Source organism: Candidatus Thiothrix sulfatifontis, assembly GCA_022828425.1.
Classification (GTDB): Bacteria; Pseudomonadota; Gammaproteobacteria; order Thiotrichales; family Thiotrichaceae; genus Thiothrix; species Thiothrix sulfatifontis.
Map to the genome: position 1 here is coordinate 1,744,754 of CP094685.1, position 23,592 is coordinate 1,768,345.

21 protein-coding genes are annotated in these 23,592 nt (G+C 52.5%); 14 read left to right on the forward strand and 7 right to left on the reverse strand.

All coding sequences use genetic code 11. The annotated features are described in order from the left end of the window. The first annotated feature begins 21 nt into the window (after positions 1-21). From infB to truB, 3 genes are read left to right on the forward strand one after another with little or no spacing between them, the layout of a single operon-like run. Positions 22-2,979, forward strand: coding sequence for a translation initiation factor IF-2 (gene infB / locus L3K52_09050; protein ID UOG93851.1), 2,958 nt, complete (start codon positions 22-24; stop codon positions 2,977-2,979). A 3-nt stretch (positions 2,980-2,982) separates the two neighbouring features. Further along, on the forward strand, positions 2,983-3,426 hold the full coding sequence (rbfA, locus tag L3K52_09055; protein ID UOG93852.1) for a 30S ribosome-binding factor RbfA: 444 nt from the start codon (positions 2,983-2,985) through the stop codon (positions 3,424-3,426). Next, entirely contained in the window at positions 3,423-4,346 is a 924-nt protein-coding gene (gene truB / locus L3K52_09060; protein ID UOG93853.1) for a tRNA pseudouridine(55) synthase TruB, read from the forward strand. Before rbfA ends, truB begins: the two co-directional genes overlap by 4 nt. Before the next feature lie 5 nt (positions 4,347-4,351). Here truB and L3K52_09065 read toward each other — a convergent pair whose 3' ends face one another. Beyond that, on the reverse strand, positions 4,352-6,394 hold the full coding sequence (locus L3K52_09065; GenBank protein ID UOG93854.1) for a DNA topoisomerase III: 2,043 nt from the start codon (positions 6,392-6,394) through the stop codon (positions 4,352-4,354). A gap of 284 nt (positions 6,395-6,678) precedes the next feature. On the opposite strand from L3K52_09065, the gene L3K52_09070 reads away from it, so the two are divergent. After that, positions 6,679-7,119, forward strand: a complete 441-nt coding sequence (locus tag L3K52_09070) for a hypothetical protein (protein ID UOG93855.1) — start codon at positions 6,679-6,681, stop codon at positions 7,117-7,119. A 23-nt stretch (positions 7,120-7,142) separates the two neighbouring features. Here L3K52_09070 and L3K52_09075 read toward each other — a convergent pair whose 3' ends face one another. Genes L3K52_09075 through L3K52_09085 form a run of 3 tightly spaced genes read right to left on the reverse strand, consistent with a single transcriptional unit; the run spans position 7,143 to position 10,827 of the window. Further along, positions 7,143-8,186, reverse strand: coding sequence for an ABC transporter ATP-binding protein (locus L3K52_09075; protein ID UOG93856.1), 1,044 nt, complete (start codon positions 8,184-8,186; stop codon positions 7,143-7,145). Next, positions 8,186-9,781, reverse strand: a complete 1,596-nt coding sequence (locus tag L3K52_09080; protein ID UOG93987.1) for an iron ABC transporter permease — start codon at positions 9,779-9,781, stop codon at positions 8,186-8,188. The genes L3K52_09075 and L3K52_09080 overlap by 1 nt, the downstream gene beginning before the upstream one ends. 32 nt (positions 9,782-9,813) lie before the next feature. After that, positions 9,814-10,827, reverse strand: a complete 1,014-nt coding sequence (locus tag L3K52_09085) for a Fe(3+) ABC transporter substrate-binding protein (GenBank protein UOG93857.1) — start codon at positions 10,825-10,827, stop codon at positions 9,814-9,816. A 139-nt stretch (positions 10,828-10,966) separates the two neighbouring features. Here L3K52_09085 and L3K52_09090 point away from each other — a divergent pair, with 139 nt between their 5' ends. The 5 genes from L3K52_09090 (at position 10,967) to L3K52_09110 (ending at position 16,222) form a co-directional block, all read left to right on the forward strand. Beyond that, a complete protein-coding gene (locus tag L3K52_09090) occupies positions 10,967-11,758 on the forward strand; it encodes an MBL fold metallo-hydrolase (GenBank protein ID UOG93858.1) in 792 nt (263 codons plus the stop codon). Positions 11,759-11,870: 112 nt separating this feature from the next. Continuing rightward, positions 11,871-12,398, forward strand: a complete 528-nt coding sequence (locus L3K52_09095) for a hypothetical protein (protein UOG93859.1) — start codon at positions 11,871-11,873, stop codon at positions 12,396-12,398. Between the two features lie 30 nt (positions 12,399-12,428). Further along, positions 12,429-12,971 carry a hypothetical protein gene (locus L3K52_09100; protein ID UOG93860.1) on the forward strand — a complete coding sequence of 181 codons (543 nt, stop codon included), beginning with the start codon at positions 12,429-12,431 and terminating at the stop codon, positions 12,969-12,971. A 148-nt stretch (positions 12,972-13,119) separates the two neighbouring features. After that, complete coding sequence (locus tag L3K52_09105; protein UOG93861.1) at positions 13,120-14,265, forward strand: putative DNA binding domain-containing protein; 1,146 nt, start codon at positions 13,120-13,122, stop codon at positions 14,263-14,265. A gap of 127 nt (positions 14,266-14,392) precedes the next feature. Next, on the forward strand, positions 14,393-16,222 hold the full coding sequence (locus tag L3K52_09110) for a S8 family serine peptidase (protein ID UOG93862.1): 1,830 nt from the start codon (positions 14,393-14,395) through the stop codon (positions 16,220-16,222). Here the strand turns inward: L3K52_09110 and L3K52_09115 are convergent. The 3 genes from L3K52_09115 to L3K52_09125 all read right to left on the reverse strand — a co-directional run bounded on the left by L3K52_09115 (position 16,203) and on the right by L3K52_09125 (position 18,329). Beyond that, positions 16,203-17,285, reverse strand: coding sequence for an ATP-binding protein (locus tag L3K52_09115; GenBank protein ID UOG93863.1), 1,083 nt, complete (start codon positions 17,283-17,285; stop codon positions 16,203-16,205). The genes L3K52_09110 and L3K52_09115 overlap by 20 nt on opposite strands. A 2-nt stretch (positions 17,286-17,287) precedes the next feature. Beyond that, positions 17,288-17,974: a response regulator transcription factor gene (locus L3K52_09120; protein UOG93864.1), complete on the reverse strand. Its 687-nt coding sequence runs from the start codon at positions 17,972-17,974 to the stop codon at positions 17,288-17,290. Between the two features lie 67 nt (positions 17,975-18,041). Further along, positions 18,042-18,329, reverse strand: a complete 288-nt coding sequence (locus L3K52_09125) for a DUF2934 domain-containing protein (protein UOG93865.1) — start codon at positions 18,327-18,329, stop codon at positions 18,042-18,044. A 74-nt stretch (positions 18,330-18,403) separates the two neighbouring features. Between L3K52_09125 and L3K52_09130 the strand changes: the two genes are divergently transcribed. The 5 genes from L3K52_09130 (at position 18,404) to L3K52_09150 (ending at position 23,588) form a co-directional block, all read left to right on the forward strand. Then, positions 18,404-18,877, forward strand: coding sequence for a hypothetical protein (locus L3K52_09130; protein ID UOG93866.1), 474 nt, complete (start codon positions 18,404-18,406; stop codon positions 18,875-18,877). 96 nt (positions 18,878-18,973) lie between these two features. Further along, positions 18,974-20,332: an efflux transporter outer membrane subunit gene (locus tag L3K52_09135; protein ID UOG93867.1), complete on the forward strand. Its 1,359-nt coding sequence runs from the start codon at positions 18,974-18,976 to the stop codon at positions 20,330-20,332. A gap of 9 nt (positions 20,333-20,341) precedes the next feature. Further along, positions 20,342-21,679, forward strand: coding sequence for an efflux RND transporter periplasmic adaptor subunit (locus tag L3K52_09140; protein ID UOG93868.1), 1,338 nt, complete (start codon positions 20,342-20,344; stop codon positions 21,677-21,679). Further along, on the forward strand, positions 21,676-22,374 hold the full coding sequence (locus L3K52_09145; protein ID UOG93869.1) for an ABC transporter ATP-binding protein: 699 nt from the start codon (positions 21,676-21,678) through the stop codon (positions 22,372-22,374). The genes L3K52_09140 and L3K52_09145 overlap by 4 nt, the downstream gene beginning before the upstream one ends. Further along, entirely contained in the window at positions 22,374-23,588 is a 1,215-nt protein-coding gene (locus L3K52_09150; protein ID UOG93870.1) for an ABC transporter permease, read from the forward strand. Before L3K52_09145 ends, L3K52_09150 begins: the two co-directional genes overlap by 1 nt. Positions 23,589-23,592 lie beyond the last annotated feature (4 nt).

The window sequence follows — 23,592 nt, forward strand, 5'->3', positions numbered from 1 at the left end:
TTCTGCGGGAGGAAGAAATAAATGTCGGACATAGCAGTCAAAAAACTTGCCGAGATAATCAATGCTCCCGTTGAAGTTCTGCTCAAGCAGTTACAGGACGCAGGTATTCATGTTGATGGCCCTGATGCTTGGATTACTGATGCGCAGAAATTCAAATTGTTGGCGCACATTCGCCAAGGCAGCGCCCCAGTTAGCACGGGCGGCAATAAAATTACCATTAAACGGCGCTCAACCAGCGAAATGAGTGTTGGTGCCGGTGGCGCACGTAACAAAACCGTGAATGTCGAGGTAAGACACAAAAAAACGTTTGCACCCGGTGCCAAGCCAACTGAGCAACAAGTGACTGGTGAAACCTCGTTGAGCCAGAGCAATGCACCCGCTCCGGTTGGTGCGCGTCCGAGTCGAACGGAAGAATTAGCACGTCAGTTATCTGCTGAGCGCCAAGCCCGTGAATCTGCGGTGCAAGAACGCCGCCAAGTAGAAAGCAAGCGTGCCGAGCAACAGCAGTCAGTTGCTGAGATTGCACATGTTGCCGTTGTTGAAGTTACGGTTGCGCCAGTAGTACAAGCGCCAGAGCCAACTCCGGTGGTAATACCTGCTGTAGCCGTTCCCACCGTTTCAACACCTCCGGTGAGTGCCGCTGTCGCGCCTGAAGTAAAGATTAAGCCTGCTGTTGCATCGCCTGCTAAGGCGGCGGAACCTGTGCCTGAAGCGCCAGTGTCGGTTAGTCCCAGCACTTCGAGTGCCGAAGCAACTGAAAATTTGACTGCTAGAGAACAACGCGACGTTGTGGTTGCCGCTGCCCGCGAAGAAGCCGCAACCGCTTTGAAGCGCCGTCCTTCTAAGTTGAAACCTAAGCCAATCCCAGCTCCGCCTGCCGTGGTTGAGGTCAGTGCACCCGAAGTGGAACCGCCGGTTGTTGCGGATGTGGTGGTTGCTGAAGTTGCGGTTGTGGATACAGTCGCTGAAAAATACACCGAAGCCGCAACCGTGTCCGACGAAAAGCGCATTGACAAAAAGTCGTCTAAAGCGAAAGTGGCTGGGCGTGGCGGGCGTGAAGAATTGCACGTGCCCTCAACAGGTGGCGGTAATGGCGGCGGTGGCAGTCGCCCCGGTAAAAAGAAGAATGGTGGCGGGCGGCGCGATGCTTTCAAGCCGGATTCACGCCAACAGCAGAACAATGCCAAACACGGTTTTGAAAAGCCAACTGCGCCAGTGGTCAAAGAAGTCGAGATTCCAACCACGATCGTGGTGTCTGATTTGGCACAAAAATTGGCTATCCGTGCCACTGACATTATCAAAGCGATGATGAAAATGGGCATGATGATGACCATCAACCAAGCCATCGATCAGGAGACCGCGATTCTGGTGACAGAAGAGTTGGGTCACAAAGCCACGCCGATGCAGGAAATGGATGATGCGGCACTGTTAGCGGCGATGATCGGACAGGACGTTACCGATTACGAAGCGAAGCCGCGCCCGCCAGTAGTGACGATTATGGGGCACGTTGACCACGGTAAGACATCCTTGCTCGATTATATCCGTAAAACACGGGTAGCTGCGGGGGAAGCAGGCGGTATTACCCAGCATATTGGTGCTTACCACGTCGACACGGATCACGGCACGGTCACTTTCCTCGATACACCGGGACACCAAGCGTTTACCCAAATGCGTGAACGTGGTGCCAAAGTTACCGACATTATTATCCTGATTGTTGCTGCCGATGACGGCGTGATGCCACAAACCAAAGAAGCCATTAAGCACGCGAAAGCGGCGGGTGTACCGATGGTGGTGGCAATCAATAAAATCGACAAGCAAGGCGCGGACATTGATCGGGTACTGAGCGAACTTTCCCAGCATGAGGTCAATACCGAAGCGTGGGGTGGCGATGTGCCGGTGGTACAGATTTCTGCGAAAACCGGGCAGGGTATTGATGCCTTGCTGGAAACTTTGCTGTTAGTGGCTGAGGTGCAGGAATTGACTGCGCCTACTGACGCGCCAGCAACGGGTCACGTGATTGAAGCCAGCATCGAAAAAGGTCGCGGTGCGGTTGCTACGGTTTTGGTACGTAGTGGTACTTTGCGTCGTGGTGACTTGCTGCTGTGCGGCTCGGAATACGGCAGAGTGCGGGCGATGTTCGACGAAAATGGTCGTCCGGTGAAGGAAGCAGGGCCATCCATTCCGGTTGCGGTACTCGGTCTTTCTGCTGCACCTGAAGCGGGCGATGAAGTCGTCGTGTTGAACGACGAACGCAAAGCGCGTGAAATTGCTGAATTGCGCCGTGAAAAACAACGCGATACCCGTTTTGCAGCACAATTCGTGAGCAAGTCGGAAGACTTCTTCACGCAAGTGAAAGCCAGTGAACGGGCGCAAGTGAACGTATTGATCAAGGCTGACGTACAAGGCAGCGTGGAAGCTTTGCGCACCGAGTTGCTTAATCTTTCAACGGATGAAGTCGAAGTGCGGGTGGTGGCATCCGGTGTTGGCGGCATTAGCGCCAGTGACGTTGACTTAGCGATGGCGTCCAAAGCCACGATGATCGCATTCAATGTGCGTACCGACGCTACCGCGCGTAAAACCGCAGCGGATAACGGTGTCACGATTCGTTATTACAGCATCATCTACGAAGTCATTGATGACATTAAAGCGGTGATGAGCGGCTTGTTGTCGCCAGAAGTGCGCGAAGTCTTTGTCGGTTTGGCGGAAGTGCGCGATGTGTTCCGTTCCTCGGCATTGGGTCAAGTGGCGGGTTGCTTGGTGGTCGATGGTGCCATGCGCCGTAGCCTGCCAATTCGCGTGTTGCGTGATAACGTGGTGATTTTCAACGGTGAGTTGGAATCCTTACGTCGTCATCGTGATGACGTGAAAGAAGTCCACATGGGGACGGAGTGCGGTATCGCGGTCAAAGATTACAACGATGTGCGTAAAGGCGATAACATCGAATGTTACGAACGCATTGAAGTGGCGCGGAAGATTTAAACTATGCCCAGTCATCATTCACGCCCTCAAGGTTTTGCCCGTGCGGATCGGGTCGGCGAACAAATCCGCCGCGATTTGGCTATCCTGATTCGCGATCGGGTGAAAGACCCGCGAGTCGGGATGATCACACTGCTGGATGTGGAAGTGTCCAAAGACTTTGCTCACGCCAAAATCTGGTTCGACGCTTTGCAAGCCGATCAAGGGTTGGAAGCGCAGGAAGCCTTAAACCATGCTGCCGGTTTCTTGCGGCGTGAACTGGGGCATTTGCTGAAATTGCGCATGACACCGGCATTGCACTTCTTTTACGACGACACCCAAACCAAGGGTAATGCGTTGTCAGCACTGATTGCTAAAGCCGTGGCTTCTGATCGGCATGAAGATGACGATGCAGATGAAGCGGAAGCGGCTGATGTGATTGATGCTAATAACGGCACGGCTGCTCCTTGAGTAAGCGGCGTTTTCGCAAACTGAATGGCATTTTATTGTTGGATAAAGGCTTAGGCGTATCCAGCAATAAAGCCTTACAAGATGCGCGTTTCCTCTTCCAAGCGGAAAAAGCCGGGCACACGGGCAGTCTCGATCCGCTGGCTTCTGGCATGTTGCCAGTCTGTTTTGGTGAAGCCACCAAGGTTTCTGCCTTTCTGCTCGATTCCGACAAGCGTTATCTGACCACCGCAACCTTGGGGTATGTGAGTACCACGGGTGATGCGGAAGGTGAAAAGCTCAATCCGCGCCCCATTCCTGAGATTAGCGATGCGATGCTGGAAGCGGTGTTGGCGCAATTCCGTGGCGAGATTAGCCAAATTCCCCCGATGTATTCCGCGTTGAAAAAAGACGGGCAACCGCTTTATAAGCTGGCGCGGCAAGGCGTGGAAGTGGAACGTGCGGCGCGTGCGGTGACGATTCATTCCCTGCAAGTGTTGTCACGCACCGCCGATACGCTAACGTTGGATGTGGTATGCAGCAAAGGCACGTACATCCGCACGCTGGTGGAAGATATTGGCGAAAAGCTGGGTTGTGGCGCGTATGTTTCGATGCTGCGGCGTGAATCGGTCGAGCCGTTTGGCGCATCGGGTATGCACACGTTGGAAAAACTGCGAGCACTAGCGGAGCAAGATCCTCAAGCCTTGGATGCGCTGTTGTTGCCACTGGATGCCGCGTTACCGCACCTAGCGGCTCTCACTCTGGATGAAACGGTGATTGTGCGCTTGCGTCAGGGGCAAAAAGTACGGACTGACGATGCCGATGCCGAACTGCTGCGTTTGTACAGCGAGTCCGGCGAATTCATCGGTTTAGGCGCAGCCGTCAACGGGGTGATTATCCCTAAGCGCTTACTGGCTCATAGCCCGCCCGCATTCACGGTGTAACGCCGTCACGCTTTGTGATTATTGCGAATATTGACGATGGTTTTGCAGAGTGGAAACCCACCGCATCCCCAAAATACGCCGTATTTACCCTCACGCTTGACCATGTTCTTGCCGCAAGCCGGGCAGAGTTGGCTCTCGGCAACGGCTTCTTGAATAGGCATTTGGGGTGAGGGTACTTTTGTTGGTGTTTCGGGCATTGTGCCCACGCTGGCTTTGGCGCGTGCCAGCACTTTATGCAGCCAGTTTTGCTGCTTTTCCATGAATTGTTCCAGTAGCATTTCACCACTGGCTACTGCTTCGAGCGCTTGTTCCCACGCCGCCGTCAATGCGGGATCTTTCACCGCATTGGGTAACATACCGATCAAGGCGACGCCTTTGGGGGTGGCGCGGAGGTGTTTCTTTTTGCCTTCGCGCTCCAATAATTTGCGGAGTAAGAGTGTTTCGATAATCGCCGCACGGGTGGCTTCGGTGCCGATTCCGGCGTTTTCTTTGAGAATCGCTTTAAGTTTGGGGTTTTCAACGTGTTTGGCGATACCTTTCATGGCTTGTATCAATGTGCCTTCGGTATATGGCGCGGGCGGTTTGGTTTGGCGTTTGAGGCATTCGGTATCCTGAATCAATACGCTATCCCCCACATTCAATTGCGGCAAGGCTTGTGCGTCTAAGTCAGCGGGAACGCTGCTAGTGTCACCGGGTTCTTGGTAGGCAATTTTCCAGCCTGCGACCCGATCAACGCGCCCTGATGCGCGGAATTTGTACTGCTGGCATTCCAGTTCGATCACGCTTTGATCGTATTCGTAAGCGGGGAAAAATTGCGCCAAATAACGTTTGCGAATCAGGTCGTAGATAAAAAATTCGGCTTCTGACAAGCGCTCAATACTGCCTTTGGCGGCGGTGGGAATTATGCCGTGGTGGGCGGTAATTTTGCTGTCATCCCATGCTTTGCTTTTGCGACTAGGGTTGGCTTGCGCCACCAGCGCGGACAAGTTACGGTCTGTTTGAGTGAGCGCTTGGAAGACTGCCGCTGCATCCGCGTGTTGCGACACGGGTAAATAGCCGCAATCGGTACGCGGGTAGGTGGTGAGTTTGTGGGTTTCGTACAAAGCTTGCGCCACATCCAGCACTTGTTTGGCGCTCATGCCCCAACGCCGCGAGGCTTCTACTTGCAAACCGGAAAGCTCGTAGGGCAACGGCGCGTTCTGGCGTTTGCGTTCAGTATCGCAGCGCAGCACCTTGGCGTCTTGCCCTTTGCAGCTTGTCGCGACGTGTTCGGCTAACTGGCTGTCTAGGCAACGGCCTTCCGCGTCAATGCCTTGCTGACCTTTTTGTGGAATCCAGTTGGCTTTGAAGGTTTGTTCGGCAGCATCGGGCAAGCACGCGGCAGTCACATCCCAATAATCCAGCGGCACGAAATGTTTAATTTGTTCATCGCGATCCACCACCAGCCGTAGCGTGGGGGTTTGGACGCGCCCGACACTCAATGCCCCACTGTTAGCCGTCAGTTGCCCGTTGTATTGCGCGGCTAACGTATAAGCACGGCTCAAATTCATGCCCACTAACCAGTCGGCACGGCTACGCGCCAAGCCTGCCTGATACAGGGATTCGGTTGCGGCACCGGGTTTGAGTTGCGCTAAGGCTTTACGAATGCTGGCATCATCCAAGGCGGATAACCACAGGCGTGAAATTTGCCCGTGATAACGGCACATATCGAGCACTTCCCGCGCAATCATTTCGCCTTCGCGATCCGCATCCGTTGCAATGACGACGTGCTGGGTTTTTGCGAGTAATGCTTTGATAACTTTGAATTGTTTTGCCCCGGATTTTTTCACGTCCAATTTCCACTGCTGCGGCAAAATGGGCAGTGAGGCAAAATTCCAGCGCTTGTATTGCTCGCCATAAGCATCCGGTTCGGCTTGCTCCAACAAATGCCCAAAGCACCAAGTGACGACAATTCCTTGGCCTTGTAAACAGCCATCACCACGCCCGCTTGCACCTAACACGCGGGCAATATCGCGTGCTTGGCTAGGTTTCTCACACAAGTACAGCATGGTTATTAATCATTAAGTGAATCATCGCCAACATCATAGGCATTTCTGAGGACTGCGGCAAACGGCTTGTTAAATGAATTTTCGGTTAAGACTTTTATTTTCTCGTTATGCCTGTTACTCTCTGTAAATATCCTGCTGATTCGGCTACGTCTATTAATCCGTATTGTCCTAGACGACACTTGGGTTAAGTGCATCCAATAATATCAAAAGCTGAATGCGGCTAATCGTAAGCGTGAATAAATCGCAATACAGTGTCTGTTTAATGATGTCAGTTGAGGCAATGAATGAGTAAGAAACCTGCTTCAGGAAGTTTCGATATTATCCTGGATATGGAGCATGTGGGTGGTCGAGATAATCTGTGTTTGTCGTTTGGGGCTGGGCTGTTCAGAAAATTAGGGTGGGCATCGGGCGACTGGCTGGCGTTTGATACCAGTGAAACCGGAAAAATTTCTTTTAAGCAGGTTGCTGAACCATCAGAAACTGCTTTCAACCTGCGCAAAATCAAACTTCAATCAGGCTTTTATAAAATCTGCTTTTATTCACCGCTATATACCTTTCCTAAAGCAGTGGAGTTATCCAAAGAGAAAGCGTCATTTAATGCCAATACTTGGACGTTAACGCTGCATATTCCAGATGACTATCACGTCTCGCAAATTATTCCAGAGATCCCGCCTGTGCGTGCTTTAAGTGTGGCTGATATAGCGGCTGCTTTTAGTAAGTTATAATACGCGCAATAATGTGTATTAAATCAACGCCGCATTAAGATGATGAGGTGTTGCATATCTAACTCGAAACACACCGTTTCGCCAATCGCATACTCTTGATGGCTAGGTGCTAACGCAAGAATTTGGCTGTTATCGGCTAAACCCAGCACATAAAGGTATTCTGCCCCGCGAAAAACCCGTGAAACAACTTTCGCCTTACGCGGTGCATCCGCAACCAGTTTCAGATCATCGGGGCGAATCAGCACATCAACCGGGCAATCGGGTTGGCATTCGAGCGGAACTTCGCCCTTGATTGCGCCCAGTAGGGTGGAAACGGTGTCGTGATTCAACACTGTCCCCGCAATCAGCGCACCTTGCCCAATAAACCCAGCCACAAACTGATTCACCGGCTTGTGATACAAATTGTAACCCGTGTCCCATTGCTGCAACCGTCCGCTTTGCAATACGCCGATTTCATCCGCCATCGCAAACGCTTCGTGCTGATCGTGCGTCACCAGGATCGCGGTCATGCCTTCGCGCTTGAGAATATCGCGCACTTCCCGCGCCAGCATTTCGCGCAATTCCACGTCTTGGCTACCAAATGGCTCATCCAGCAACAGCAAACGCGGTTGCGGCGCAAGGGCGCGTGCCAGTGCAATCCGCTGTTGTTGCCCGCCTGACAATTCGTGCGGATAACGCTTTTCGTAACCGGGCAAATTCACCAATTCCAGCAATTCCGCCACACGCCGCACCTTGTCCTTGCCCGACTGTTTGCGAATCCCGAAGGTGATATTGTCAGCAATGCTCAGGTGCGGAAACAGTGCGTAATCCTGAAACACCATGCCGATATTGCGTTTTTCCGGTGGCAAATGCACATTGGGCGCACTGATCACCTGATCTTTGAGTGTAATTGTGCCACGGGTGACAGGCTCGAAACCAGCAATCGCCCGCAGCAGCGTCGTCTTACCGCAGCCGCTTGGCCCTAGCAAACAACCGATTTTCCCATCTTCCACCGTCAGATTGACATCGTGTACCACCGCATTGTTGCCGTATTCGATGTGAATGTTTTGCAGGACTAACTTGCTCATTAATGTTCCCCAGCCCGCGACCGACTAATTGAGCGGCTCAATAAAATCACCGGAATAATCCCCGCTGCCACAATCATCAGCGACGGTAAACCCGCATCTGCCAACCGTTCATCCGAAGCCAATTCATACGCCCGCACTGCCAGCGTATTGAAATTGAACGGGCGCAAAATCAGTGTGGCAGGTAATTCTTTCAACACATCCACAAACACCAGCAAAATCGCGGTGAGTAACGAGCCTTTCATCAACGGCAAATGCAGCCGCTGCAATACGCCCAAGGGACTCAAGCCCAACGAACGCCCCGCATTATCCAGCGTCGGTTTAATCTTGCCCAAACCCGCTTCCACCGTTTGCAGCGACACCGCCAAAAAGCGCACGTTGTAGGCAAACAGCAGCGTAAACAGCGTGCCACTCAGCAACAAGCCCACATTGCTGTCGAAAAACTGCTTGCTCAGGTGGTTGAGTTGCGTATCCACCCAGGCAAACGGAATCAGCACCCCAATCGCAATCACCGTCCCCGGAATCGCATACCCCATCGCCGCAATCCGCGCAGCAATATTCACCAACGGATCATTATTTAGCCGCTTGCCATAGCCCAAAATCAACGCCAGCAATAGCGCAAATACTGCCGCCAAACTTGCCAGCATCAAGCTATGCCACACCAGATTGATGAAATCACTATCCAGCCCCTTGCTGGCAACTTTAATGCTCCAATGCAGCAATTGCCCCACCGGAATCACAAACCCCAGCAACAAGGGCAGGGCGCACGCCAACACCGCCGCCACTGCCGTCCAGCCACGCAAGCGGAATTTAGGAATGCGCGAATACTTGCTGGAGGTATGGTGATACCGCGCCCGACTCCGCGACCAACGTTCCAACAGGATCAGCATGAATACAAACCCCATCAGCAACGCTGCCAATTGCGAAGCCGCTGCATGATCGCCCAGCCCAAACCAAGTACGGAAAATGCCCGTGGTAAAGGTCGAAACGCCAAAATATTGCACCGTGCCAAAATCCGCCAACGTTTCCATTAACGCCAACGACAAGCCGGTAATAATCGCCGGACGCGCCAACGGCAACGCCACCCGCAAGAAACTTTGCCACTGGTTTGACCCCAACGTGCGGCTCACTTCCAGCACACAAATCGACTGTTCCAAAAACGCTGCCCGCGCCAACAAATACACATACGGGAACAGCACGAGTGAAAGCATGGTGATTGCGCCACCAAGGGAGCGCACATTCGGGAAGTAATAATCGCCATACCCCCACCCCGTGAGGTCGCGCAGCAAGGTTTGCACTGGCCCCGAAAAATCCAGCATTCCCGTGTAGGTGTAGGCAATAATGTAAGCAGGCATTGCCATCGGCAACAGCAATGCCCACTCAAAAAAGCGTCGCCCCGGAAACTCGCACATGCTGTTCAGCCATGCTGCCGGAAGCCCCAGCAGCAATACGCCAAACCCCACGCCCAATACCAGCCACAGCGTATTCAGCAAATAATCGGTGAGCACCGTTTCGCGTAAATGCTGCCAAACTTCGGGCGCAGGCACGAACACGTAGCCGAATACTGCGAGGATCGGCAAAGCAGTCAGCAATGCCATGCCCAATAGCACGGCACGCCAGAGCAGGGGTTTTATTTCCACCCAGCTTTGTCCATGATTTTCACGGCTTCAGCATTGTGTTTGCCGAGTTCGGATAGGTTCAGGCTATCGGCTTTGAATTCGCCCCAACCTTTGAGCATCGCACTGGGCGCAATACCGGCTTTCACGGGGTATTCCTGATTGGCTTCGGCGTACCATTTTTGCGACTCGTCGTTGACCAGGAACTCCATCAGTTTGATGGCGTTATCCTTGTTTTTGGCGGTTTTGGTGACAGCCGCACCGCTGATATTGATGTGCGTACCACGGTCGGATTGGTTAGGCCAGAAGATTGCCATTTTTTCCGCAGCGGCTTTGTCTTCCGCCTCTTCACCCGTTAGCATTTGCACGTAGTAGTAGGTGTTGGAAATGGCAATGTCGCATTGCCCAGCCGCAGCCGCTTTGATTTGGTCACGGTCGCCGCCTTCGGGTGGACGCGCAAAGTTTTTCACCAAGCCGTTAGCCCATGCCTGTGCCTTTTCCGCGCCGTTCACCGCGATCATCGAACCCAGCATTGACTGGTTGTAAATATTGTCGGAAGAGCGCACGCAGATACGTCCTTTCCATTTTGAATCAGCCAAGTCTTCGTAGGTGGAAAGCTCTTCCGGTTTCACTTTGTCTTTCACGTAAAAGATTGGGCGGGCGCGGGAGGTCAATCCAAACCACTGGTTGGCGGGATCACGCAGGTTTTCAGGAATGTCTTTTTTCAGTGTGGCGGATTCAACCGGTTGGGTCAGCTCCATTTGTACCGCGCGGTACAAACGTCCAGCGTCGGCAGTCATTAGCAGGTCGGCGGGGGTGTTTTCACCTTCGAGTTTGAGGCGTTCCAGCAGCGCGTCGTCTTTGCCCGTGACGAGGTTGACCTTGATGCCCGTCGCGGCGGTGAATTTGTCGAACAGCGGTTTGATCAGTTGTTCTTTGCGGGCGGAATAGACATTGACTTCGCTATCTGCCAGCGCGGGGGCGGCAATGCTGGCAACCAGTAATGACAGGGCGATTTGCTTAAACATGGGTTCTGCCTTCGGGTTGAATAAGAAAGATTCGCATTATCCATGGCGAGCACGATAATGCAAGCAATTCTCATTTTAATGGGGGCTTGGGTGTTGTATCATCAAAGTAATTTCCTCGCCGCAAAATAGGAGAAACCGAATGATTTTCAGACAGCTTTTTGAGCAAGACTCCAGCACTTACACCTACTTACTGGCCTGTGAACACACGGGCGAGTGCGTGCTGATTGACCCGGTAATCGACACGGTTGAGCGCGATCTGGCGGTATTGCAGGCATTGGGCTTGAAACTGACCTACACGCTGGAAACTCACATGCACGCCGACCACCTGACCGGGGCGCGTAAATTGCGGGCTTACACCGGCAGCAAAATCGTGGTTCCCGCGATGGATAAACTGGCTTGCGCAGACTTGGGGGTGGAGGAAAATCAGGTGTTCCGGGTGGGGCAAATTGAATTGCACCCGTTATTTACACCGGGGCATACGGGGCATCACCACGCTTACCTGCTGGATAACGGGATGCAAAAAGTCTTGTTTTCCGGCGATGCGCTGTTGATTGAAGCCTGCGGGCGCACGGATTTCCAATCGGGCGATCCGGTTAAATTATACCAAAGCATTACCGAGAAATTTTTTACCTTGCCGAATGAAACCTTGGTCTATCCGGCACATGACTATGAAGGCAGGCAGCTTACCACCATCGGACAGGAAAAAAGTCGCAACCCGCGTGTGGGCAACAACACCTCGCAGGAAGCATTTGTCGTCATCATGAACGGGCTGAATTTGCCCTACCCACGCAAGCTTGATTTCGCTGTGCCAGGCAATGAACTGTGTGGGGAATGCCCCGACAATGTGCCGGAGCAGTATCGTGGTGCTTGTGAGATTGTGCAGTTGCCACCGGAATTGAGTCGGCCTGTGAAAGCAGGCGATCAGGGGTAATGCTACGATATGATGCATTATTCATCGGATTCATCCTGAATATGTTCCGTGATGCGATGAAATATTTTGCTAGAATGGATGGACATTGATGGAAATAAGGATGTAACACCCAATGAAAATAGAAATTGGAGAGTCGTTAGTTTTATCGTGGCTCAGGCATACGAAAAAATGCCAACTTGTGCAAATGAATTGGAAGCCATCAGTTGAGTCTTGGGACTTGATGAATAAAAGCGTAATCGAACAAGTAATGCGTGAGTCTGATGATTATTTTAAGCATGAGCATGATTACGGAATATATAAGAAAAACACCTCGCTTAGTCAATTAATCAAGCAAGCAGAAATTGATGTTATGGGTGTTTCATATGCAGGGGGACTTCGGAGTATTTACGCTGTAGATGTTGCTTTTCATGAGTCCGGGCTTAACTATGGCCCTAAAGATGAAACTATCATGAAAATAGTAAAAAAACTGTTAAGGACAGCAATGTGTGTTCATGGTTATTTTGATTGTTCCGAAGGCGATATAATTTTTGCATCTCCTAAAATAAATTATAATAAGTACTCTGGCATAAGTTTCCCGGAACTTAAAAAACGTAACGTATTGATTTATAAAGATTGCTTTTTCCGAAAAACTTTTGCATGAGTACTTATAATTGAAAGTCTTGATTCTTGTTTGATTCAGGTTGAAAAAATTCTCAGAAAAAATGATCTTAATTTTAACATTAAGTTGATTGCAAATGATTCTTTTAATACAAAAATACTTCAGCCTGTCCTCGAAGTTACATCCTCTGTTGCCGATACTTCAGAGTTATTTATGCGTAGCATACAAATGTATCAAATATTTTCAGAAAAAAGTAGTATTAGTCAGCTTCCAAAAAAAATTGACACTAACAGTGACGATATGCTGCAAAATCAAAGAAAAATTGGTGAGCGTGTGCGAGAAAAACTGATACAGATGTTTGAAGAAAACGAAATATCAAAAGAAGAGGTTGAGTTAATGCAATTAGCTGAATATTCTAAAAAAATATTTGGCATCCAAATGCCTTTATTAAAGAAGAAGTTATTAGCTGATGAGAAAAAACCTTCAAGATATTGGTCTAAACCTATTATTAGGGCATATGGTGCTGAATATTTTATATGTTCCGAATGGTATGAAAAAAGAAACAAAAGCTGTTTTGATAAATGGGTTTGGCTGAAAAGTCAATCGACTCATTAAGCTATTGGGAACCTCTAAAAACCTACATTATTGTCAAATTCGATAACGAAAAATCAATAACTTAACATGGTTATCCACAGGTTTTTAGAAGTTCCCTATTGATACATGTGCTATAATCTTTCCTTTAATGCAATATATGTTTGTTATTATGATTAATACCATCCAACAACTGATCGCCCAAGGTGAAAACGCCCAGCTTGAATTCAAGTCGGCTGACGTTCGCCCCGATTCTGTGGCACGGGAAATCGTGGCGTTTGCCAATACTTTGGGCGGAACGTTACTGATCGGTGTTGAGGATGATGAGGCAATTTCAGGTATCCACGCGGACAATCTTGATACATGGATTGCCAATATCAGCCGTAACAACATCATTCCCGCCTTGTGTGTGGACGTTACGCACGTCGCTATCGAAGGGAAAGTCGTGTGTGCTGTGACCATCCCCAAAGGCAAGGATAAGCCCTATCAAACGTTGGATGGCAAGTATTGGCTGCGGGTCGGTTCAACCAATCGCACCGCTACCAAGGAAGAATTGAGCCGTTTATTTCAGCAAGCAGGGTTGGTACATTTCGATACAGCACCCGTTGCCGATACCAGTATCGAAGGCATCGACTTCCGCTTAGTTGATCATTACTACCGCACCTACTACGACACCGCCTTTATTGATTTGCCAAACGACGAACAGCAAAGCCTGTTGTTGAATGCGGACATCCTGACCGAACTCGAAGGCAAACAAGTGGCAACCGTCGGTGGACTGCTGATGTTCGGTAAACAGCCTCAGCGCCGCCTACCACACGCTTCCATCATGTTCGCCGTCTTTAAAGGCGATGACCTCACCGATGACCTATTGGACAAAAAGGAAGTGCTGGGCACATTGCCGGAACTGATCGACAAAACGGTGGCTTTGCTCCAGCTTTTCTTGCCAAACCCATCCACCATTGAAGGCACACGCCGTAGTGAAACCGTGCTGGTTCCGCTCAAAGTCTTGCGTGAGGCGATGGTGAATGCCGTTGCTCACCGCGATTATTCCCTCAGCCAGCGCAAAATACAGGTGCATGTCTATAGTGATCGGATCGAAATTACCTCCCCCGGCAAGTTGGCGAATACCCTGACGTTGAATAAAATCCGCTATGGCAACTCTGCCCCGCGTAATATTTTCCTGATGAAATTCCTCGATAATCTGCGCTACTTCGATGGTTTGGGCAGGGGAATTCCAATGATGCTGAAGCTAATGCAGGAACGGATCACGTTTGATGAAATTGGTGAATTGTTCCGTGTAACCCTGCGGTTTGCCTGAATTCTCAGCTTTGTCACTACCTTTTATCAGTTGGGGATTGCATTTCATCGGTTATCTGTCAGTATTGCTTACATATAAAAAATAATAATTAGTGAATAGGGCATACAATAAAATGAGATAAAGACCGATGTTAATCCCCAAGCATCTCCACCTATGCTCCATCGTATTGGCTGTTTCTGCTGCTGTCTTTGCGCAAACCGTCTCGGCGAACGTGCCAGATACGCCATCTTCTACCAAAAAAACGGTTACGTTGCCTGCACCAGCGCAGCCTGATACCGATCAGTTGATTATTCGTTTCCGTGATAATGCCAGCTCAGTTGTTGTTGATAAAGCGTTGTCACGTCTGCGTACTGAGAAGGGCGAAAAATTCACTTACGCCAAAACTACAGCGGATAAAGCCGATGTTTTTCGTTTTGAAAAGCGCAAAAAGAAAGCGGATTGGGATAAGTTGTCTGTTTGGTTGAAGCAGTTACCAGAAGTGGAATACGTCGAGCCAGACTTCATTATGAACCGCATGGAAGTGCCAGCGCCGGTTACGCCAAATGATCCCTACCTCAGTTATCAATGGTCATTGTTGGATGCTGTCAGTGGTATTCACGCCGAGCAAGCATGGGGTTACACCGCTGGTCAGGGGAGTGTGGTGGCTGTCGTCGATACGGGTGTCTTGCCGCATGTGGATTTGTTGCCTAATTTATTGGCGGGCTACGACATGATTGCTGATACTGCTGTCGGTAATGACGGCAACGGGCGCGACGGTGACGCGACGGATGCGGGCGACTACGTGCTGGCAGGCGAATGCGGTAGCACCACCGCGATGAACAGCAGTTGGCACGGCACGCACGTAGCAGGCACGATTGCTGCGGCTGGTAATAATGCCGAAGGCATTGCTGGAGTTGCTTATGCTGCCAAAGCCTTGCCGGTACGCGCATTGGGCAAGTGCGGTGGCTATACTTCCGACATCGCAGCGGGGGTTATTTGGGCGGCAGGCGGCACGGTATCAGGTGTGCCAGTGAACCCGAATCCCGCGCGTGTTATTAACTTGAGCTTGGGCGGCGCATCCGCGTGCGGTTCAACCATGCAAAATGCCATCAATACCGCACGCGGCAAAAATGCCGTGGTCGTGGTGGCGGCGGGTAATAACAATACCGATGCCAGCCAATTTTCACCCGCCAACTGTGCAGGCGTTGTGACCGTGGCGGCGACCGGCAAAAACGGCGGACGTGCTTATTATTCCAACTATGGTACGGTCGTCGATTTAGCCGCACCGGGCGGTTCGATGAACACGGGTATCGCCGCCGATGGCATCGTTTCCACCCTGAATACGGGGACGCAAACCGCGCTTGCCGACACGTACAAATATTACCAAGGCACGAGCATGGCAACGCCGCATGTGTCCGGCGTGGTCGCATTGATGTTAGCTGCCAAACCCACCCTGACACCGGATCAAGTGGAAAGTCTGCTGAAGTCGAGTGCGCGAGCTTTCCCGCAACCTTGCGCCAGTTGCGGCACGGGTTTGTTGGATGCCGCAGCCGCTGTGCAAGCAGCCGTTAATTTCACCGCACCCGTTGATCCTTACGCGGTCTTACTGAGTGATTTGAAGAAAAACCGTGACCTGTGGCGTGCGCAAAACCTCTTGAATTATACCTATGTGTTGGAGCAGAAAACTGGCACAAGTGCGGCATTGCGTTTAAAGCTGACGGTGAAAGCGGGTGTCTTGACTGAAGGCGTGAATTTGGCAAGCAATAAAAAGTTGTCTGCACGTGATTTGAAAGCCAAAGGTAAAACCATTGAACAGTTGTTTACGCAAATCGAAACCGCCATCAACAGCAAATACGCCATTGTCAAAACGGCGTATGACGCTGCACTCGGCTACCCGCTGGACAGTTTCTTGGATAAAAGCACCAGCATCACCAGTGATAATGTGAGTTTGAAAGCTTCTAGCCTGGTTGCATTGTAACCGTGAGTGGTAAATAGATTTCCACCCGCAAACCGCCGCTGCCGAGGTTTTTAGCACGGATCGTCCCACCGTGACTCTCAATCGCCCGCCGCGCAATCGCTAACCCCAGCCCGTAACCGTTACGGCTGGCGCTGGCGCTGGCGTTACTGCTACGCTGGAACGGCTCGAAAATGCTCCCCAATTCTGCTTCGGGTACGCCCGACCCTTGATCATCCACCGTCAGATGCAAACGCGATGCGGTAATATCGTGGTGAATCGCCAACGTGACTGCCGTGTTTTCGGGGGTGTGGTGAATAGCATTACGCACCACGTTTTCCAAGGCGCGATACAGCAATTCACCGTACCCTTGGATGATCGGATTGCCCTCCACATCACACTGAAACAACACTTGGCGTGACAGTGCATTTGCTTCAAACCGCGCATCATCAATCACCGCATCGGCAAGTTCCAGAATGTCGATGTATTCATCCAACGGTTGCGGCACGCCGGATTCGAGGCGCGAAAGTGTCAGCACTTCGCCCACTAAGGTATCCAGCCGCCCGGCTTCGTGTTCAATGCGGGCAAGGCTGCTTGCCACTTTTTCCGGCTGTTGATGCGCCAGACCGATACTGGCTTGCAAGCGTGCCAACGGGGAGCGCAATTCGTGCGAAACGTCGTGCAGCAAACGGCGTTGCGAAGCCATCAGGATTTGCAGTTTGGTTGCCATGTCGTCGAAATCCCGCCCCAAATCAGCGATTTCATCACGCCGCGAACCCATCGTTGAGGTGACGCGTTGGCTCAAATCGCCTTTGGCGGCAGCATGAAAGGCTTTACGCAAGATGCCGATCGGTTGCGAAAAATACCACGCCAGCAGAAAGCTGGATATAAAGCTGGCAGTCACGCCTGTCATCAATAGCCCAAATGGGAAGCGGTGTGGGGGGCGGTGAATTTTTTCGATCACGGGGGAAGGAGCGGAATAAATGGATTGGTTCTGATGTAGCCAAACGGCAATGCCCGTGATACTGCCCGTGATTAACAACGTCAGCCAAAACGTGAGGAGAATTTTCCAAAACAGTCTGCCCATGCTTATTCCCCGATCAATTGGTAGCCGATGCCGCGCACGGTTTGGATGCAGGAACGTCCATCCGGCAAGTTGCCGAGTTTGTGGCGGATGCTGCTCATGTGTACGTCGATGCTGCGGTCGTAACGGGTCAATGCTCGCCCTAAACCGTGGGTGGAAAGGTCGGCTTTGCTGACGGGTTGCCCGGCTTGACGTGCGAACACTTCCAGCAGGTTGAATTCGGTGCTGGTGAGTTCCAAGGCTTGCCCGTGCCATAGGGTTTGGCGTTTTTCGGGGTAAAGGGTGAGTGCGCCGGTTTGCAGCGGTTCGTGATTCGTGGTGGTGGTGTCGCTGCTGGTGCGGCGTAGGATGGCGCGGATGCGGGCAACCAATTCACGCGGCATACACGGTTTGGGGACGTAATCGTCCGCGCCGAGTTCCAAGCCGATAATGCGGTCGATGTCGTCGCCACGGGCGGTGAGCATGAGTACCGGCATTTTGCTGTGGGTGCGGATGCGGCTGAGGGCTTCGATACCGCTCATGCCTGGCATCATCACATCCAACACCACCAGCGCGTAATCGCCGTTGAGGGCTTCGCGCACCGCCGCGTCACCGTTATGCACAGCGGTGATGTCGAAACCTTCGCGTTCCAAGTATTCAGTCAGCATGGTGGTAAGTTCGATGTCGTCGTCGACCAGTAATAGCTTGCTCATGGTGTGGGTTTCAGTGTGATGATATGGCTGGAATCATACGGCGAATGCGTGGGGAGGGGGCGGGGTTTTACAATTTTTTACACGGCTTTACACGACCAGTGCTGAGGCACAAATTTTGGTACGCTTGCGCCCAATGTGCGTTGGCGCGATTGTCGGGGCAACCTTCGCGCAGCCACAAGTAATACGCCGTTTCGCGGATCAGGGCTTCGGTCGGTTCATTGCTGTGGAAATAGTCGCACGTTCCGCTGACGGCATCGTAGGGCAGGGCGGCGAATCTGTCCCGCCCCGGTGTCGGTTGGGTATGCCGATAGCAGTCGGCGCGTAGCGGGCATAAGTCACCGTAGCAATACAACATGATTCGATTCCTGATGGGTCAATAGTGCGCAGAGTGTATACTGACTGCGCGATGGACGTACATGGAGAACAAGAATGACGAAGGTAAAACCGTGGTGCTGGCAACTCGCCGCGAATGGTAACGGGCCTGATTGGTTGCTGTTGGCGCACGTTACCCCTGACAGTATTGCAGCATTGGCGCAGGCGTTGGAAAACACTACCCTCGATGGCTACCGCTTGTGTAACGATACCCCCTACACTTTGATGGATAGCGCAAATGCGGATGCCTATTTGGGTAATCTGACGGGCAACGATCCGCGCAATATTTGGGTATACAACGTTGTCGAAATCCAAGGTGATTTGATCAAAATTGAGAGCGGTTACGGGGGCCGTGGCGATGTTAACAATCAGGTGGAAACCGATTTTTTGCTGCATTTGTTCGCCCTGCTAAACATCACTTTGCAATCTTGGCAAGTGTTGGCAGGGGGCGAGGGCTACGATTACGTGGTCAGTGCGGCGGGGACGGATGCGGGGAGTTTTAGGGCGTATCTCTCCACCGGATTACGCTGATACAGCATCTTTACCTATCTTTACATACGATTTACCCACCTTTACGTCAGCCTGCGCCACACTCTTGTCATGGAAATCACTCACAGGATTATGTTCATGGCATCGACTCCGCAACGCCTGCTGATTAGCCTCGCTGTTTGCATGGCAACTGTCGCGTGTACGCCCGCCAGCATTCGCGATACTCCCACGCCCACCAGTACCGTTCAAATTCAGCCCAGCAATGCGCTGGCACGCAAACCCATCCAAGCCGCATGGTGGCAAACCTTCAACGACCCGCTCATGACCGCGCTGATTCAAGAAGCCCTGCAAGCCAGCCCCGACATCAAAACCGCGCAAGCCAGCCTGCGAGCTGCCCGTGCGCAACGTGCGATTGCCGGAGCAAGTTTGCTCCCCAGCCTCTCCAGTGGTGCATCCGCCCGCCGCAGCGGTGGCAGCGATAGCTACGGCGCAAACCTCGATGCCAGTTGGGAAGCCGACATTTTCGGCGGCAATCGTTTAGCCGATAAAGCCTCTGCCGCCGACTTGCAAGCCACCCAAGCCAGTTTGGAAGATGTCAAAGCCTCGCTCGCCGCCGAAGTTGCCAGCAGCTACGTCAACTTACGGCTGGCACAAGCCCGCCTCGCCGTTTCGCGCCAAAGCCTCGCCTCGCGCGATGAAACCGTGCGCCTGATTGGTCTGAAACAACAAGCAGGGCTTGCCAGCGGCTTGGAAGCCGATCAAGCCAACCTGAGTTTGGGGCAAACTCAAGCACAAATCCCCGCATTGGTAAACAGCGTGACCCAATCGCAACACGCCCTCGCCATCCTCACCGGCAAAGAACCGGGCGCACTCAATAGCCGCCTCGCCGCCGCCAAACCGATTCCGACCGCTGGCGGGCAATTGCTGAATAACATCCCCGCCAATGCCATTCGCCAACGTCCCGACATCCGCGCTGCCGAATACAAAATCACCGCCGCCGGATTGCGGGTCGGCGAAGCTAAAGCCAACCTCTACCCCAGCTTCAACCTCGGCGGATCACTCAGCCTCAGCAGCCTGAGTTTGGCGGATTTGCTGGATACCGGCAGTATCGCCCGTTCCCTCGCCGCCTCCATCAGCACACCTTTATTTGACGGTGGCAGGCTGAAACAACAGGTCGAAGCCAAAGATGCCGCCCGTGAACAAGCCGTTGCCAGCTACCAAAAAGCCGTACTGAGCGCATTGCAGGACGTGGCAAACAGCTTTTCCACCCTGCAATCGCTACGCGAACGCCAACCGTTACTGGCGCAAAACGTCGCATTGGCACGCAGCGCCGAACATCTGGCGCAACTCAGCTATGACGCAGGCACTGCCGATTTCCAAAATGTGCTGGACGCGCAACGCAGCGTCTTGAGCGCCCAAGAAAGCCAGTTGTCCGCACAAGCAGAAAACACTCAGGCAATGATCAGCCTTTACAAAGCCATCGGCGGCGCCTGGTAGGAGAACCTTATGAGCAACCCAATCAATTCAACCACCAACGATTCCGTCAAAGCGGTATTGGCAGCAGGCGGCAAAAAAACCTCCCAAGGCAACAAGGGCAAGTGGCTGCTGGCACTGCTGGTCGCAGGGATCATCGCAGGCGGCGCAGGCTATTACTTCATGGGGTCATCCCAAACCAAAAGTCAGACCAGCTACAAAACCACTCCCGCCAAAACCGGCAACCTCAGTGTCACGGTGACAGCGACAGGCAACTTGCAGCCCAAAAATCAGGTCGATATTGGCACGGAACTCTCCGGCACAGTCGATGAGGTACTGGTCGATGCCAACGAAGTGGTGAAAAAAGGGCAGAAGTTGGCAAGCCTCAACACCACCCAGTTGCAAGACACCATCACCAAAGGCAAAGCCTCGCTGGCTTCCGCGCACGCCAAAGTCAAACAATCTGCCGCCAGCGTCAAAGAAGCGCGTACCAAGCTCAACCGTTTACGCGAGTTGTACAGCGCCTCCGGCGGCAAATTGCCCGCCCAATCCGAGTTGGATACCGCCGAAGCAACGCTGGAACGTTCCCAAGCCGATGCCGAAGTCGCCAAAACTACCGTGACCTCAGCCACTGCCGAATTGCGCTCCTCCGAAACCAATCTCGGCAAAGCCACGATCACCTCACCGATTAACGGCGTAGTGCTGACCCGCACCGTCGAACCGGGGCAAACCGTCGCCTCGTCTTTGTCCGCACCAACTTTGTTCACATTGGCAGAAGATTTAGCACAAATGGAAGTCGAAGTCGGCGTGGATGAAGCCGATGTAGGGCAAGTCAAAGCCGGGCAAAAAGCCGAATTCAGCGTGGACGCATGGCCGGGGCGCAAATACCCCGCTGAAATTACCCGCGTCAGTTTGGGGGCGGATACGTCTGAAAATGTGGTGTCCTATCTCACCGTGCTGGCGGTGCAAAACACCGACCTGACCTTGCGCCCCGGCATGACCGCCACCGCCACCATCAAGACCGAATCGCGGGAAAATGTATTGCTCATTCCCAATACTGCCCTGCGCTTTACCCCCGTGGTGGCGGCTACGCCTGCGGCGGCGAGTGCCAATAGCAGCTTCATTTCGCAACTGATGCCGCGTCCGCCGGGTATGGGTACTGCCAAAAAACGCCCCAACGGTACGCCACCCGTCGCCAGCACCGATGGAATGCAAAAAATCTGGGTACTGGACAACAACGCGCCCCTGGCAGTCGAAGTCAAAACCGGCATTAGCGATGGCAAGCAAACCGAAATTGTCAGCGGCGACTTGAAAGCGGGTATGGCGGTGATCACCGAAAGCACAGGCGGCACAGCAGGTGGCAAGCCATGAGTGCGTTAATCGAATTACGCGGTATCACCAAAATCTACGGGCAAGGGCAGGCGAGCTTCAAAGCGCTGGATGGGGTCAATATGACCATTGAGCAAGGTGATTTTGTCGCCATCATGGGGCCGAGTGGTTCAGGCAAATCTACTGCGATGAATATTCTGGGCTGTTTGGATGTCCCCAGTGGTGGCGAATATTTGTTCCGCGATGTGCATGTGGAACAGTTGTCGCGCAATGAACGCGCCTTGTTGCGGCGGCACTATCTGGGCTTCGTGTTCCAAGGCTTCAACCTGTTGGCGCGAACTTCCGCACAGGAAAATGTGGAATTGCCGCTGCTGTATCGGGGCGAATCCACCGAAGCGCGTCATATTGCCGCCCAAGCCGCGTTGAAACAGGTGGGGTTGGAAGGTTGGGGGCATCATACCCCGGCAGAACTGTCCGGCGGGCAACAGCAACGGGTAGCCATTGCGCGGGCGTTAGTCACCAACCCGACCATTTTGCTGGCGGATGAGCCAACCGGCAACCTCGACACCAAGACCAGCAATGAAATCATGGCATTGCTCACCGACCTGAACGAAAACAAAGGCATTACGGTGCTAATGGTGACGCACGAACCTGATATGGCGGAATACGCCAAACGCATCATCCACTTCGTTGACGGCAATATCGACAGCGACGTGCGCAAACGGGAGATCACCTGATGTTATGGAGCAGCTTTTTACTCGCTCTGCGCGAAATCCGCCGCAATTTATTGCGTTCCTTCCTGACGATTCTGGGGATTGTGATTGGCGTATCCGCAGTCATTACAATGGTAACGCTGGGCAATGGTGCAACCCAAGCGGTGAAAAATCAGGTATCCAGCCTTGGCAGCAACTTGCTGCAAATCCGTAACGGGCAACGCATGATGGGGCCAGGCGGTGGTGGCGGGGGCGGTTCACCCCCGTTTTCGCTGGAAGATGTCGAAGCCATCCGCAATCAGATTACGGGGCTGGCAGCGGTTGCGCCGGAGGTGAGCAAGAGTGCCACGGTCGTTTCCATGTCCAACAACTGGTCAACCAGCGTGACGGGTTCGACCAACGATTTCTTTATTGCCGGAAGCTGGAAACTGGCATCAGGGCGCACCTTTAGCGAAGCAGAAGAAAAGGCGGGGCAAACCGTGTGTTTGATCGGGGAAACCATTCGCCGTGAATTATTCGGCACGCAACAACCCGTGGGTGAGAGCTTGCGGGTGAATAACTTTTCCTGCGAAATCATCGGTATATTGGTATCCAAAGGGCAAGCGTCGATGGGGCGCGATCAGGATGATACCGTCATTATGCCGATCAAAGCGGTGCAACGGCGTTTGACCGGCAATCAAAACGTTTCCAGCATCCAAGTGTCGGTCGCGGACGAAAACGACATTACCAGCGTCAAAGAGCAATTGACCAACTTGATGCGCGAACGCCGCCGTTTGGGTGATGACAAGGACGACAATTTCAACGTGCAGGATACCCGCCAGATTGCCGAAGCCTTGTCTGGTACGACGCAAGTGATGACTACTTTACTGGCAGCGGTGGCTTCGGTCAGCTTGCTGGTCGGCGGGATCGGCATTATGAATATTATGCTGGTGTCCGTGACTGAGCGTACCCGTGAAATCGGTATTCGGCTGGCGATTGGGGCGTTGGAACGTGAAGTGTTGCTGCAATTTCTGATCGAGGCGGTGGTGCTGGCTTCTCTCGGCGGCTTGATTGGGATTGGGTTGGCAACGCTGGTATCCATCGGCTTGTCGCAAGTGATGAATGTGCCGTATGTTTTCAATGTGGGGATTAACTTGCTGTCGTTTGTGTTTTCGGCGGGGATTGGTGTGTTGTTTGGGTATATGCCTGCGAAACGCGCCGCGCGGCTAGACCCGATTGAGGCGTTGCGCCACGAGTGAGGCA

Excerpts from the sequence above, each read along its gene's own strand:
- infB (UOG93851.1), top strand. The coding sequence starts at position 22 with ATGTCGGACATAGCAGTCAAAAAACTTGCCGAGATAATCAATGCTCCC.
- L3K52_09070 (UOG93855.1), top strand. The coding sequence starts at position 6,679 with ATGAGTAAGAAACCTGCTTCAGGAAGTTTCGATATTATCCTGGATATG.
- L3K52_09145 (UOG93869.1), top strand. The coding sequence starts at position 21,676 with ATGAGTGCGTTAATCGAATTACGCGGTATCACCAAAATCTACGGGCAA.
- L3K52_09090 (UOG93858.1), top strand. The coding sequence starts at position 10,967 with ATGATTTTCAGACAGCTTTTTGAGCAAGACTCCAGCACTTACACCTAC.
- L3K52_09065 (UOG93854.1), bottom strand. The coding sequence starts at position 6,394 with ATGCTGTACTTGTGTGAGAAACCTAGCCAAGCACGCGATATTGCCCGC.
- L3K52_09140 (UOG93868.1), top strand. The coding sequence starts at position 20,342 with ATGAGCAACCCAATCAATTCAACCACCAACGATTCCGTCAAAGCGGTA.
- L3K52_09115 (UOG93863.1), bottom strand. The coding sequence starts at position 17,285 with ATGGGCAGACTGTTTTGGAAAATTCTCCTCACGTTTTGGCTGACGTTG.
- L3K52_09150 (UOG93870.1), top strand. The coding sequence starts at position 22,374 with ATGTTATGGAGCAGCTTTTTACTCGCTCTGCGCGAAATCCGCCGCAAT.
- rbfA (UOG93852.1), top strand. The coding sequence starts at position 2,983 with ATGCCCAGTCATCATTCACGCCCTCAAGGTTTTGCCCGTGCGGATCGG.
- L3K52_09110 (UOG93862.1), top strand. The coding sequence starts at position 14,393 with ATGTTAATCCCCAAGCATCTCCACCTATGCTCCATCGTATTGGCTGTT.
- L3K52_09075 (UOG93856.1), bottom strand. The coding sequence starts at position 8,186 with ATGAGCAAGTTAGTCCTGCAAAACATTCACATCGAATACGGCAACAAT.
- L3K52_09080 (UOG93987.1), bottom strand. The coding sequence starts at position 9,781 with ATGGCATTGCTGACTGCTTTGCCGATCCTCGCAGTATTCGGCTACGTG.
- L3K52_09105 (UOG93861.1), top strand. The coding sequence starts at position 13,120 with ATGATTAATACCATCCAACAACTGATCGCCCAAGGTGAAAACGCCCAG.
- L3K52_09095 (UOG93859.1), top strand. The coding sequence starts at position 11,871 with ATGAAAATAGAAATTGGAGAGTCGTTAGTTTTATCGTGGCTCAGGCAT.
- L3K52_09130 (UOG93866.1), top strand. The coding sequence starts at position 18,404 with ATGACGAAGGTAAAACCGTGGTGCTGGCAACTCGCCGCGAATGGTAAC.
- L3K52_09135 (UOG93867.1), top strand. The coding sequence starts at position 18,974 with ATGGCATCGACTCCGCAACGCCTGCTGATTAGCCTCGCTGTTTGCATG.
- L3K52_09125 (UOG93865.1), bottom strand. The coding sequence starts at position 18,329 with ATGTTGTATTGCTACGGTGACTTATGCCCGCTACGCGCCGACTGCTAT.
- L3K52_09120 (UOG93864.1), bottom strand. The coding sequence starts at position 17,974 with ATGAGCAAGCTATTACTGGTCGACGACGACATCGAACTTACCACCATG.
- L3K52_09085 (UOG93857.1), bottom strand. The coding sequence starts at position 10,827 with ATGTTTAAGCAAATCGCCCTGTCATTACTGGTTGCCAGCATTGCCGCC.